Source organism: Ignavibacteriales bacterium (assembly GCA_026390815.1).
Lineage (GTDB): Bacteria > Bacteroidota > Ignavibacteria > Ignavibacteriales > SURF-24 > JAPLFH01.
Map to the genome: position 1 here is coordinate 5,370 of JAPLFH010000009.1, position 15,835 is coordinate 21,204.

Annotated in this window: 2 protein-coding genes (1 of these 2 running past the window's edge); both read right to left on the reverse strand. The window is 34.8% G+C overall.

The window, feature by feature from the left end; all coding sequences use genetic code 11:
* A complete protein-coding gene (locus NTX22_03640; protein MCX6149600.1) occupies nucleotides 1–1,617 on the reverse strand; it encodes a cyclic peptide export ABC transporter in 1,617 nt (538 codons plus the stop codon).
* Nucleotides 1,614–15,835, reverse strand: the 3' portion of a protein-coding gene (locus tag NTX22_03645) for an amino acid adenylation domain-containing protein (GenBank protein MCX6149601.1). The gene runs 3,925 nt beyond the window's last position; only the last 14,222 of its 18,147 coding nucleotides appear in the window; its start codon lies off the right edge, out of view; it ends in the stop codon at nucleotides 1,614–1,616. The genes NTX22_03640 and NTX22_03645 overlap by 4 nt, the downstream gene beginning before the upstream one ends.

A 15,835-nucleotide genomic window follows, 5' to 3' on the forward strand; every position in this document is an offset into this window, starting at 1 on the left:
TTAAATAATTTTACCGTATTCCATTTTTATTATTCGGTCTGCTAATTTAAAATAACGGTCATCATGGCTTACGGCAATAACTGTTTTACCCTCGGCTTTCAGTTTTTGCAATAACTCATAATAAAAATATTCTTTAAACTGCGGATCCTGATCAGCAGCCCATTCATCAAAAATATATATTGGTTTATCCTCCATAAATGTAACAATTAATGCAAGACGTTTTCTCTGACCCGTTGATAAATCAAGTTTTGTAAACCCATTATCTTTGAATTCAGTCTTGTTCTGTATCTGCATTAATTTCAAGAGATCATTAATCTTTTTCGGGTCAACTTTTTCCATGCCATATAGCTTGTCAAAAAGATGGAAGTCATTAAAAATAGCTGAATACAATTCCCTGTATTCCAAATAATTTGCGCTGTCGATTAATTTATCATCAACATATATGGTCCCTGTCTTAGGCTTGTAAAGCATTGTAAGGGCTTTTAAGAATGTAGTTTTGCCACAGCCGTTACCGCCGATTATAAATAGCACTTCGCCCCGTTGTATTGAAAGATCTATTGGTCCGATCGAAAATACATCACTTTCGTCTCCATTCTTATATTCAAAATAAAGGTCGTTCAAGACGATTTTATTAAAATCAGTAAATCTGTTCTCGCCATTTATCGGCTGAATTTCATTTGGATTAACCTGCAGATCCAATTCGCTTTCCAGGTTATAAATATTTTTTATTGCAATTTCTATCTTACCAAAAACAGGAAGCATAGAAACAAGGGAAGTTAAAGGACCTATAGCAAATAACATAGCCGTAGTTGTGCTAACAATATTTTCAGCCATATCAGGTTTTAACTTTGGCAGTACAAAAACTATGGCACCGAGGATAATGTAAATGAAAGCCTGTGAGAAAACCATGTTTTCAGAAAATTTATAACCGGTACTTATCTTTAAGTTTTTTAGTTTCAGAGATATTTTTTCAAAATGGGAGTATAAATCATTACTCTTCTTTCTGTTCAGTTTAATTTCTTTTATTCCATCAAGGATATCGGTAAGTGACACAAAAAATTTTATTTCAGCTTTATTTGTTTCTTCCAATTCAGCATAAACTTTTAGATTATTCTTGTGAAAAACAAGTACACCAGCAAGTATAAGAATAACAAGTAACGCAGCGGCAAAAATTGAAAGAATTGCTATGTATCCAAAAATAAAAATAAGCATTATTGCCGATTGCATTGCAGTAATTATGTATGGTGCCATTTGTGAAATTAGTGTACATTCCTGTGTCAACCGGTTATATATTTCAGCTTTGCCAATTTGTTCAATGTTTAGTAAATCGGTTCGGCGGATTTTGTCGGACAATCTTAACCTTATGTTATTAAGAATTTCCTCAATGATAATAATTCCGGAAGTTAAAATATACTTCTGCGAGGTGACGAAGATTCCCACTGTTGAAACAAACATTAAAACGTAACTGATGTTAATTGATTTACTAGAAACATTCTTTGCCGCCAAATTAATAATTGCTAAAACACCGGCGCTTGAAAGGCCGGACACAGCCGTTAAAAGAAACAATTTGAGTAACGGTTTATTAGATTCTTTTTTTAGGAATTCAAAAAATTTCATTTAGTATTGTTTCCATTTGAATTAACATCGCAATATTTATTTATCAGACTATACAAAAGTTTGCTCGTTAACAAAGCATTCTTTTCCACGTTAGGCTGCTTTAGCATATCCATATGACCCCCGTAACCCTCATACACTTCAAATTGAGGAGTTAATTCGCCCCACGCTCTTCTACTGATTTTATGATTAAAATTATTAATCTTGTCTGTGGCTTCAATTTGAATTATGGGACAATCCAAAGTTTCATCCTCGGTTCTGGCATTCAGATACTTTCGATATGCAACAATTTTTTTAAAGGCTGCATCTTTAATCTCTTCATCTAAAAATTCGGCATGATTTTGTTCTATATATAAAATAGCATCATTTAAATATTCGTCCGCACTCCAATCGATCAGTTCAAGCTGCCGGTAGCTGTCTAATAATATAATTCCGCCCACTTGTCTTCCTTGTTTTTTAAGTTCAATCGCAACATCGTAAGCCATATTGCCACCGGCTGAATGTCCGAACAGGTAAAACTCACTTTCATTTTGAAGATTGGTTAGAATTTCTGCAGTTGATTTTGCAGGAGCTGCTGATTCAATAAAGTTTATTCCGTACACGGAATGATCCAAAAAGTATTTGGCAAATTCCATATAAGCAAAAGAATAGCCGATTCCCGGAGGTAAAAAGAATATCTTCTTTTCAGATTCCTGATTAAATAGGATAGAATCCATTTCAATATTTTTCAACATTTCTTCCGTCCCCAATATTCTAATTGACATTTGTTTGATGGTTGGCTGCTGGAAAATAAGGTTCAAATAAGTTTTTTTGCCAAGCCGCTTTTGCACCTTCGACATAACCTGAATTGCTTTAATTGAGTTACCTCCAATTTCAAAGAAATTATCCTGAGAACTTATTTTTTCTTTGTGCAGTATTTCTTTCCATACTTCTGCAATAACAATTTCCGTTTTTCCATCGGGTTCAATATACGCAGTTAAGAATGGATTATCAGTATTATCCGGTTTGGGAAGTGAACGAATATCAATTTTGCCGCTTGGAGTGTGTGGTAATTTTTCGAGTTTAACAAAATACTCCGGAATCATATAACCCGGAAGATGTGCAGACAAAAATTCTTTCAAACTGATAATATCAATATCTACAAGAGATGTAAAATAAGCTGCAATCTCTTTATTATCTCCATCATCTATTAATTTAACTGCGGCTTCTTTCAGATCGGGATATTTCAACAGACAGGATTCAATTTCTCCAAGCTCAATTCTATAACCTCTCACTTTTACCTGCCCGTCATCTCTTCCAAGGAATTCAAGTTCGCCGTTATTGTCCCATCTGGCAACGTCGCCGCTTTTATACAATTTTCCTTCACCAAAAGGATTCTTAATAAATTGTTCATTCGTCAATTCAGATTTATTTATATATCCGCCAGCTACATTGAATCCACCGATATATAAATCTCCGGGAATTCCCACGGGCACAAATTCCATTTCTTTGTCTAATAAAAATATTTGTGTGTTATTAATCGGTCTGCCGATTGGAATTTTACTGGGCAGTTCATCAACTTTTCCCGAAAGAGTAAATGATGTAACAACATGTGTTTCAGAAGGTCCGTATTGATTATGAAACATTATTCCGGGATAGGCTTTCAATAATTTTTCAATGGTGGAATTTATAAACGGTTGTTCACCGGATGTAATAATATGCTTAAGTGATTTTAGTTGGTTATTATTTTCTACTTCATTCAGGAATAAATTTAATGCGCTGTACGGTATCGTTAGCATTTCAATTTCTTCTTTATCTATAATTTCGGCAATCAAACTCATTTTATAACGAGTTTCATTTTCGATCAAATATAATGTTCCGGCGGTTGCAAGAGAAAACAATATCTCTTGAATCGAAACATCAAAACTGTGCGGTGCAAACTGAAGTGTTTTCAATCCGCTTTCTATTTGATCTGACTGCCATTCAATCAAATTCAACAAACATTTGTGAGTGCCCAAAACACCTTTCGGTTCGCCAGTTGATCCGGATGTGTAAATAACATATGCGGCAGAATACAAATCGGGAGAAAAATTAACATTCAGATTTTCTCCACTGAGATTTGAAATCTTTTCATCGAACTCTTCAACAGTAATAATTCTATCTTTATTAAAGGAAGTAAGTTTTTCATATTTTTCAGATGTAATCAGAATTTTTCCTTCGCAGTCTTGTAGAATATAGTCAATTCTGTTTTGCGGATAATTTGGATCGACGGGAATATATACTCCACCGGTTTTAAGAATTGCAAGCATGGTGATGATAGACCATTCGGATCTATCAAGCATAACGCAAATGAACTCTCCAGGTTTTACTCCTTTACTTTCAATAAGAAAACGGGCAAACTGGTTTGCTTTCGAATTCACTTCTTCAAAAGTTAATTTTTTCCGTTTAAATACTACCGCAGATCGATCCTTAAATTCTGCTGCTCGTTTTTCAATAAGATTCACAATTGAATTATTTGCCAGCACTTTGTTGCATCCCATCGATAAATTGTAAAGCGTTTCTTTTTCTTTTATCGAAACAATACTTAAATGTGAAATTGGTTTCTCATCATTTGCCAGAACACTTTCAACCAATGAAGAGAAGTGATGGAACATGTTCTCAATTCTTTCTTTTTTGTAGAGAGCTGTATTGTATTCAAAGAAATATTTTATACAACTTTCATCTTCATAATAACTTATTGATAAATCAAATTTGCTTACGGGATAATCAAATTCAATTGATTTCATTTCAAGACCGGATGAGGATCTGATTCCAACTTCAGCCGGAGTTTGCGATATCAACATTACATCGAATAATGGAGAACGGGAGAGGTCCCTTGGTAATTGCAATTCATCTACAAGTAAGTCAAACGGATACGTCTGGTGACTGAATGCGCTGAGTGTATTATTTTTAACTTTATTCAAAAACGATTTGAAACTTTCATCATTATTAGATTGATTTCGCAGAGCAAGCGTATTAAGGAAAAAGCCAATCTGATCCTGGATATCTTGGTGTTCCCGGTTCGCAATCGGAGTTCCGATAACAATGTCATTTTGTTTTGTGTATTTGGATAACAGTAAATTAAATAACGCCAGTGTAGTTATAAACAGAGTAGTATAATTTCCGGTGCTTAGTTTCTTAAGTCCTTCGGATAAGGATTTAGAAAGACAGAATGATTCTGTCTTCCCTTTAAATGTTTGTGTTTTAGGTCTCGGATAATCGGAAGGTAAATTCAAACATTGTACAGGTTCTCTGAATATCTCCAACCAATAATTCTTATGTGCGTTAACACTTTTTCCGTTATCCTTAATCTGCCGGTTGTGCCAATCAGCGTATTCTTTATATTGAACCGGCGACGGAGCGAAAACACTTTCATCTGAAATTTTATTTTTGCCAGAATAATGATTATAGAATGCAGCTAAATTATCTGCCAATATATTTATTGACCATTCATCTAAAACTATATGATGAATATTGATGATTAAGATATATTCTTCTTTAGATTTATTTTTCAGCAGAGTAACTTTAATTAAAGGAGCTTCCGCCAAATTAAAAGGTTCGGTAATTGCTTTCTGAATTAATTCCTTTATCCTATCCCTTACTCCTTCCCCAAAAGAAGGGGACTTAAAGACCCTCTCCTTGGGAGAGGGAAGGGAGAGGCTTTCTATAAAGTCCCGATTTCCATTTACATCAATAACATCAATTGTGAAATCAACTTTATCTGATATTACCTGTTTGGGTTCTCCGTCAACCTCAATAAAATATGTTCTCAAAGATTCATATTTGTTTATGAGAGCATTAAACGAATTTTGAAGAGCGTTAAAATCTATTTCAGAATTTATCTGGTAAACAACCGGAACATTATAAGCAATAGATTTTTTCTCAATCCTGTCGAGTATCCATAGCCGGCGCTGAGCGTGTGATACATCATAGAAATTCGCTTTTTTAAGTGGAATGAGTGAAATAACCGAAACATTATTTTGTCTGTCGATGATATTTGCAAACTGTGCAATTGTCGGATATTCAAATATGTCTGATAGACTGCAATTGCTTTTAAACTCATGGTTGATTTGTGTAAGGAGTCTTAAGGCTTTTAGACTGTGTCCTCCCAGGTCGAAGAAGCTGTCATGTATACTTAATTTGTCAACTTCTAATACTCTCTTCCATATTTCTGCCAGTAATTCTTCAGATGAATTTAATATTTCCACTTCGGCTGACTCAGAATGTTTAATATCAAGTTCCGGTTCGGGCAGCGTTTTAACATCAATCTTTCCGTTAGGTGTAAGCGGAATTTTTTCCATCATAACAAAATATAACGGAACCATAAACGCAGGCATTAGTTTACTTAAATAATTTTTTAAATCATTTATATCTATTATTTCTCTTGCGACTATATATGCAGCGATATCTTTAAATGCGCCTTTTCCATAAGCAATAACAACTGCATTATCAATTGAAGGATAACGCCTGATATTGGTTTCTATTTCTCCAAGTTCAATTCTGAATCCTCTTATTTTTACTTGTCTGTCTATCCTTCCCAGATAATCAATATCACCTGTATCAGTCCACCTTCCCAAATCTCCTGTTTTGTAAAGCCGTCCTTTTCCAAATGGATTGCCAATAAATTTTTCTTTAGTCAATTCGTCTTTAAATAAATAACCTTTTGCAAGTCCATCGCCGGTAATACATATTTCTCCAGTGTGTCCGAGTGGAACTAACTTAAGATTTCTATCAACAATATAAATTTGAGTATTGGATATTGGTTTGCCGATTAAAACTTTTTTATTCCTATTGCTAAATCTATAAATTGTAGAATAGGTAGTATCTTCAGAAGGTCCATAAAAATTTCTCACTTCAATTTTATCACAATCTATCCCATCAATAAGTGTTTGAGGTATTTGTTCTCCAACAATATTTAAAGCTGATAAATGATTGAACCCTCGTTGGTCCAAATAATCTTTTATTTCAGATACTAAAGATGGAACAGTATTAACCAATACATTATAGTCCTTGTCAAGATACTCCGGAATTTCAAGTGCCGATTTTAATATCCGTATAGTCTTACCTGCTATAAGAGAGAAGAATACTTCATACACCGATATGTCGAAGCAATAAGAGGTGGAAGCATAAACAATATCATAATCTGTTGATTTGAATTCAGCAAAACACCATTGCAAAAACACCGAAAGATTTTTGTGGGTAATTGCAACTCCTTTTGGGTTTCCAGTTGATCCTGAAGTATAAATTATATAAGACAAATCTTCCAGTGAGTTTATATTTGCCGGTTCATTTGACTTTTGATGCGCGATAGCAGGATCATCTATATCTATGATAACTGTTCCAAAAGGCAACTTCTTGTCATTCTGAGCAAATCGAAGAATCTGATTATCAAGACCATTCGGGAGATTCTTCGTCGCAAGCTCCTCAGAATGACTAATGCTGGCTTTAAATGAATCTTTTTCAAAAATACTTTTTTCCGTTAATAATATTTTTGCTTTACAGTCATTCAGGATGTAGTCAATTCTTTTTTGCGGATAAGCGTTATCAATTCCCACATAGGCTGCGCCGCTTTTTAATACACCAAGCATTGCAACAGCCATCGTTTCTGTTCGTTCTACCATTATACCAATCAGGTCATCCGGCTTAACCGAAAGCTCCGACCGTAAATAATTTGCAAGTTTATTTGCTCTTATATTCAGCTCACTGTAAGTCATCGTTTTATCTTTGTACAATAAAGCAATCTTCTCCGGATTTTTTGTAAATGATTTTTTAAGCAGATCCACAGCGAGAATTTTTTTAGTAATCTTTTTGTAATTATTGTTATAACTTTTTAAAAGTTTAATTTCATTTGGTAAAAGAATATCAACATCACGTAATTTAATTTCCTTATTCTCAGTAACAGTCCCAACTGTTTTTGAAAAATGCCCGGCAAATCTTTCTATACTCTCATTTTTGAATAATGACTTCTTATATTTTATCGTAATATAAATTTTATTTTCAGCCTCAAGACCGTAAAGTGTCATATCATATTCTGAAGAGATAATCGTTTCTGCCCTGTAATCGGAAATCTGCATCTCACCGTTTTTAATTTCCGAAAGCGCAAAATTCATATAAGAAAAAACTACATCGAAAAGCGGTGAACGGTTTAAGTCTCTTTTAATTTTTAGATCCTCAACAAGTTCATCGAAAGGATAATCCTGATTTGCAAATGCGTTAATAGCAGTTTCTTTCACTCTATTCAGAAACTCGATAACGCTCATATCATCTTTAGGAAAATTTCTTATCGGTAAGTTGTTAACAAACATACCGAGAAGGTTGGATAATTCAACGTTATCGCGTCCCATCGTGGTAACACCTATTATAATATCATCCTGCTGGGTATACTTATGCAGAACAATATTATAAACGGCAAGCAAAATCATGAATGTTGAAATGCCCATGCCGGCAGACATTTTTTTAATTTCTGCAGTCAGTTTTTCATCGATACAAAATGTAAATATTCCAGCTTCTGCAGATTGATTAGCAGTACGGGAATAATCAAGAGGCAGATTAATTACAGGTATTTCACCATCAAACTGTTTTATCCAATATGATTTCTTCTCAATGGCTTCACGGCTTTTATAGTAGCCGCTTTGCCAGATCGAATAATCTTTGTATTGAATGTTAAGCGGTTCAGGTTCAATTCCTTCATAATAATTGAATATTTCTTTCTTGAGAATTTCCATTGAGAAGGCATCTATAATAATATGATGAGCATCAAATAATACAAGATGATTATCCGGGGAAAGTTGAATTACTTCAGTCCGGAATAACGGTGCAACGCCTAGATTAAATGGTTTTATAAATCCGCGGATGTGATTTCTTGCTTCCTCTTCGCTCATTGATGAAACAGGAATTGTAAACTCAACATTTTCATGAACAATCTGCACCGGTACATCCTGAACGAGATCAAATGATGTGCGAAGGATTTCGTGACGATCAATAATTCTATCGAATGCTTTTATAAGTTCATCTGCATTCAATCTTCCTTTAATATTCCATATCTCCGGAATATGATAACTTAGTTTATCTTTTGTTAATTGATCAAGAATGAATAACCTGCGCTGGGCTGAAGAAACAGGATAATAGTTGCTCTTCTCTGCTGGTAGAATAGCCGGTGAAGCTGAATCTTCTTTATTTTCCTTATCATTTAATCCAGTTCTAATTTCAAGAAATTCAGCAAGCTCCGCAATTGTTAAATGATTAAATAAATCTCCAATAGTAACTGGAATTTTTAACTGCTTTTCCAGAAGACTGTTAATTTTTATAGCATGAATTGAGTCGCCACCCAGATCATAATAATTATCAGTTACATTAATTTCCTCATAACCTAAAACAGTTCCCCATATTTGAGCTATTGATTTTTCGTATTCGGTATAATTGCCGCTTTCATTTCCTTTAAGCGATACATCCTTTTTAATCTCTGTTTCGGATTTGCTCTTCACATGTTGCTTCTTTGGCAAACGCATATTTTTATCAAGATAAAACGGCAGTCCTTCATTTGAATCCAGGTAAGATAAATCAGGTTCACCAAGTACAACGGAATTCATTTTTCTTTGAATAATTTTTTCAAAAGCATCTACACCGTTTTTTGTAGATATGGATTTGAATATTCCATCATCAACAACGCCGTAATCGTAAGCCATCCCGGTTTCTTTCCAAGAGGTAAGATTAATACTCACCGCATTTATCCCGGAGTTATTTAATTCAGATGAATATGCATCCATAAAACTGTTTGCAGCAGTGTAATCACTTTGCCCGGCAGTTGGTAATATTGCCGTTAATGCCGATGTCATTATAAAGAAATCCGGTTTTTCTTCTTTAAGTAATTCGCTTAAATAAATTGTGCCGTGAATTTTTGGTTTTATTACATCACGGAATTTTCCCAGATCTTTACCGAAAATAAATCCATCTCCTGCCACTCCTGCTGCATGTATAACTCCGCAGATTTTGCCAAGATCATTTTTAATTTTTTCGATTACTGTTTTTAACTTGTCATAGTCACTTACATCAGTAGTATAGAAAAAAACTTCTGCTCCTTCATTTTCAAACTCTCGGATCTTATCAATTTTCCGGCATAACTTTTCATCTCTTCTTTCATGCAGTACTAAGTTCCATTTATCCCTTGAAAGAAATTCAGAACGGTTTATCAGAGCTAATTTTATTTTTGCCTGCTTTGCAAGAAAATGTGCCAGCTCTAATCCGATACCTCCGGTTCCTCCTGTAATTACATAAACTCCGTTTTCTTTATAGGAAATCTCATTAAGCTCTCTTTCTTCCAGACTCACCGGTTTAATTTCGCGAATGAATCTTTCACCGTTTCTATATGCCCGGTAATAATAAGATTCGGTAAACCCATTATTTATTTCGTCAATTATTTCTGCCGTTGTGGTGTGCTCGTCAATATCCAAAAACCTGCAATTGATATTTGGACTTTCTCTTTGCAATACTTGTCCCAAACCGGCAACAGAATTATTTAATGGATTTAAATACAATTCTGACTTTGTAACTTCACAAACATTTTTCCCGACAAACAACAGATCAATCTTGGATGATACGTTCACGGAAAGATATTTAGCAAAGTTGAAAGTGCTGTAAAGAGAGTTTGTCAGTTTGATTTCTAAATCAATATCAGGAACGATTTTATTACCAACCATTTCCGGTAGGATAAAAATTATTTTTTCGGGAATCCTGTTATCGAACTTTCTAAATATTTCCGTAAAATTATCTTTTGCTATTTCATTTGCAGTTATCCATTGAACGGCTTTAATATCCTTAACCAGCTCCTGATTGCATCCTGAATTATAAAACACAAAAGTGTTAATATTTTTTATGATAGCAGGTTTATTTAACTCCCAGGATTTCCAAATCAGTTCATGAAAATAATTTCCCTGTTTCTGCTTCGTTATTTTCTTCAAAGTAAAATTCCGGAAAGCAGCTATAATATTTCCTGTTTCATCTGCCAGCGTTATATCAAATGAGCGGGTTTCCGAAGAATCGTTAGTTTGTTTTTTTATATAACTGAATATTTTTTTTGTGGCTCTTCTTCGTAAATCAACTGTTCCGAATGAATAGGGCAGAAATCCGGCTTCATCAATGGCATAACTCAGTGCGGCGTCAATCAATGGAGGATACAAATAATAATTCTCTGTTAATTCCGTATCTGCTTCCGGAACGCTTAACTCTGCCAGATACTCATTTTCATTCCAATAAATTTTATTCAGGCAATTCCACTTTTTGCTTACCTGAATAATTTCATCGTTTTCCTCATCCTCATCCTTTTGAAATATTTCGCGGGAATTTATTGTGCGTTTTTTAATTTCTTCAATATCAATTTTATCGAATGATTTCTTTTCAAGTTCACTTACTCTGAATTTCGCATACGTCAACCAGTCGTTGTCATCAGTTTTTGAATGAACATCAATTTTAAGAATATTATCTTCGCTTTTATTTATTGCAGCGAGAACTTCTAAATCTTTTCCCTCATTCTTCTTCAGTGGCTGAAGTAAATAGAATTCTTCAAAACGAAATTGCTCGCCCTTAAAATGATTCTTCCCCGCTTCATAAGCCATTTGCAGGTATGCAGCACCAACCAGCGTTGGTATGCCCATAACACGGTGTTCATCAAGCAGCCAGTTATCATCATTAAAAGTATTGGAGTAAACTGCAACAGCCGGAGTATCAAAAATGCAATTACTCAAAAATATATTGTCAAACTTTTTGCCGTAAGAAGTGTTAACACTTTCTTTTACTATTTCTTTTTCTCTTACTTTAACCCAGCATCTTTTCTTTTCAAAAGGATAACCGGGAAGTGATATTTTTGCAGGGGAAGAATTGTTATAATATTCATCCCACAAAATATCTGCTCCTTTTACGTATGCCATTGCTGTTGGATTTACTTTATCAATTTCATCGGTATTGTTTTTTAAGATGTTATTAATATCATTGCTGATATCACGAATATCATTTTCGGTTATTTCACCGGCAACCAGATTCTTTTTGTTTGATGCAACAACTTTTGAATAATTATAAAATATACCGTCTGCTTCTACAGAGCTAAGTTCATTCTCAATTAATTGGGATAGTTTCTGCATTAGCTCTTTCACATTTTCAAATACGATTGCTATTCTGTGGGAATAATGCCCTCGTCCAGTTGCAAGTGTATAGCAAATACTTTCGGAATTTGCATCAGGATGAAGATAAAGAGATTGTTTAATTTTCTTTGCATGTTCAATCAAACCAACTTTACTACGTGATGAAAGAGTAAATAGAAAATTTTTCTTCTGATGTATTATTTTTTCTTTAGGTGGAGCTTCTTCCAAAACAACGTGGCAGTTTGTACCGCTTAATCCGAACGAACTTACACCACATCGTAACGGATTTCCATTTCTTTCCCAACCATTCAGATCTTTATTTATATAAGCAGCGCTTTCTTCAAAATTTATATTTCTGTTTGAAGTTTTGAAATGAACCAACGGTGTAAGCTGTTTATATTTTAAACTCAATACTGCTTTTAATAATCCGGCTAAACCTGCAGCGGTATCTAAATGACCAATGTTTGCCTTAACTGCTCCGATTGCGCAGATATTTTTTTCAGAAGTATATCTTCTGAATGCTTTTGTAATACCATCTATCTCAATCGGATCGCCGAGTTTTGTAGCAGTTCCATGAGTTTCAATAAAGCTTACAGTTAGCGGATCTATTCCTGCATCCAGCCATGCTTTTTCAATTGCATTAGCCTGCGCATCTGCATCAGGTGCAGTAATACCAATTGAATTTCCGTCCTGATTAATTTCACTTCCTTTAATAACAGCATAGATATTATCTTTATCTTTTAAAGCGTTCTCCAGCGGTTTAATAAAAATAGCTATTACGCCTTCCCCGGCTCCGGTACCGTTTGCCGATTCATCAAAACTATGCGTACGTGAATCGGATGAATCAATTTCCAACCGCGAATTTGAATCCAACGGAAGCAGGTGAAGTTTTACTCCGCCAACAATCGCCGAATCGATTTTCCCTTCCCGTATTGCCTGGCAGGCTAAATGAACTGCAACGAGTGATGAAGAACAGGCAGTATCAACCAGCAGTGCCGGACCTTTTAAATTGAGATGATATGATAATCTGCTTGCCAGAATTGATGGTGTCTGTGCTGCGAGTAAAAGATTCGGATCCAGGTTATCGGAAGCTTCAATAAATTTTGCATATTCACCCAGGTTATCGCTTGCGCCGATAAACACTCCTGTCCGGCTTCCCCATAATTTATTTCCGCCATAACCGGCATCTTCCAGTGCGTGGTAAGCGGTTTCCATAAACATTCTCTGCCCCGGATCAATTAAGGCTGCTTCGCTTGGAGATAGTTTAAAGAAGCTATAATCAAACTTATCAACCTCACTCAGATAACTGTACTCTCTTAACTTGAATGTACCGGTTTTAATATTATATAATTTGCCAAGTTCTTTGATATCGTGAATTCTTGCCTGAGGCATTTCACCAATAAAATCAACACCCATACGCAGGTCATTCCAGAAATCATCTGGCGTTTCACAATCGCCAATTCTTGCAGCAATGCCTATAACAGCTACATCATGATATTTTAATCCGGCTTCCGGATGTTCAAAAGTTTTTATAGTAACTTCCGGATTATCTGAAATTTTCTGTGAAATAAATTCCGCCTGTTCGGAAATTTTACTTTTTGAAAACAAGTCTGTTAATTCCATTACGTCTGGATACTTCTCATTTATTTTGCTGTAAAGTTTCACTAGAAGAATCGAATTACCACCAAGATCGAAAAAGTTATCATGAATACTAATGCTCTCTGTTGATAAAACTTCCTGCCATAATACAAGTAATTCTGTTTCGAGTTTGTTGGCAGGATTCTCGAATAAAGCTCCTGTTGCAATGTTCTGAATTGCCGGGGGAAGAGATTTCTTATCAAGTTTGCCGTTGGAGGTCAGCGGAATTTTATCAATCTTAATGAAGTAAGTCGGAATCATATAATCTGGCAGAGAGGATGAGAGAAAACTTTTGAGTTTATTAATTTTTAATTCTTCTTCCGAAACAATGTAAGCTGCTAATTCCTTTGTTCCTTCTCTATCAATGGCAACAACAGATGTATCAACAATTCCTGTATACAGACGAAGCTGAATTTCAATCTCTGTAATTTCAACACGGAAGCCGCGAATCTGAACCTGGTTATCGCTGCGGTCAAGATATTCCATTGTCCCATCATAAATCCACCGGGCTACATCCCCGCTTTTATATAATATTTCATTTTTGTCGTATGGATTTTGAATAAATCTTTCTGCTGTTAAATCAGGGCGATTCAAATATCCTTTGCTTAACCCAGTTCCTGCAACATATATTTCTCCGTAAATACCAACAGGAACAAGCATTTTATCATCATTAAAAATGTAAACTTTAGTTTCAGGAAGCGGCACGCCGATATTGCTTGTTCCGTCCGATGATATTATTTCTTCATCCGTTAAACGGTGATATGTTACGTGAATTGTTGTTTCAGTAATTCCATACATATTTATTAGCTTTACTTTTTCGGCGGGATATACTTTAATCCATCTCTGCAATTTTGAAGGATTAAGTTTTTCACCTCCAAAAATTACATAACGAAGACTGAGAGATTTTTTGTTCCGGTTTTCAATCGCTGTATCAATAAATTTATAAAACGCGCCCGGAGTCTGGTTCAATATTGTAACTTTATGTTCATCTACAAGTCTTACAAAAGCTGAAATATCTCTAACTTCATTTCTATCCGGTATAATTATTTTTCCGCCGAATAATAATGCGCCGTACATTTCCCATACCGAAAGATCAAAACAATATGAATGCGCCATTATCCATACATCAGAAGAATTAAAATCAAAATGTGATTTATCATTAATAAAAAGACGAACCAGATTTCTATGACTTATGGGACAACCCTTGGGTTTGCCGGTTGAGCCTGAAGTAAAAATTATATAAGCAGTTGAATCCGGATTGATATTTATTCCGCAAAGATTCGCATAATCCAAACCATCAGTTTTTAGAACCTCGGTCAGGTTGAGGATATTGCAATCAAGATTAACTTCATTTACAAGTTTGTTTAAACGGAGATCATTTTCATTTAGTGTGATAAATATATTCGTTTTACTTTCAGAAAGGATATGCTTGATTCTTTCATCAGGATATTCCGGATCAATTGGAACATAAGCTCCGCCAACCTTTATTATCGCTAACAATATTACAATTGTATTTTCAGATGGCGCAATTAAAACACCAACCGGTTCACCCGCTGAGATAGAATATTTTTCATTAATATACCGCGCAACTTTATTCGCTCTATTATTCAATTCGGAATACGTTAAAGTTTTTTCTTTATAAACAACCGCAGTGTTTAAAGGATATTTTGAAACCGACTCTTCAAACAATTGTGCGATTGTTTTATCATCCGGATAACTAGCGGCTGTGTCGTTATAATTCCGCAGTAAATTATTTTCTTCTTCTTTGCTTAATATATTAATTGATTTTACACTCTGCGCCGGGTTGGTTATTATTGCATTTAACAAAACAAACAAATGCGACGCTATCTGCTCAATCCTTTCCTGTTTATATAATTGCGTGTTGTATTCTATTAAAAGATCTAAATCTTCTCCTGCATCATTAAAATTAAAAGTCAGATCAAACTTGCTCATATTCATCGGAATCTTATACGATTCTATCTGCTTAAATACTCCGATGAATGAAACATCAAAATTTTGTAAAACAATCATTACATCAAATAATGGCGAACGGCTTGTATCCCGCGGAAGCTTTAATTCTCCAACCAGTTTATCAAACGGATACATTTGATGAGAATAACTTTCGGTTGTGGTTGTTTTTATTTCTTCCAACAGCTCTGCAAAAGATTTTTCAGGTTTTATTTGATCCCGCAAAGCAAGAGTATTTACGTAATAGCCGATTTGATTTTCCAGGTCGGGGTGGTCTCTGCCCGCAACGGGCGTGCCGATTATTATATCTTCCTTACCGGTGTATTTATATAACAGAATTTTTAAAGCCGCAGTGAGAGTCATAAACAAACTGCTTCGCTTTTCAATGTTGAAAGTATCAAGATTTTTTTTGAGTTCTTTTGAAAAAGAATAATAAATAGAATTACCCTGGTATGTTTTGATAA

Excerpts from the sequence above, each read along its gene's own strand:
- NTX22_03640 (MCX6149600.1), bottom strand. The coding sequence starts at position 1,617 with ATGAAATTTTTTGAATTCCTAAAAAAAGAATCTAATAAACCGTTACTC.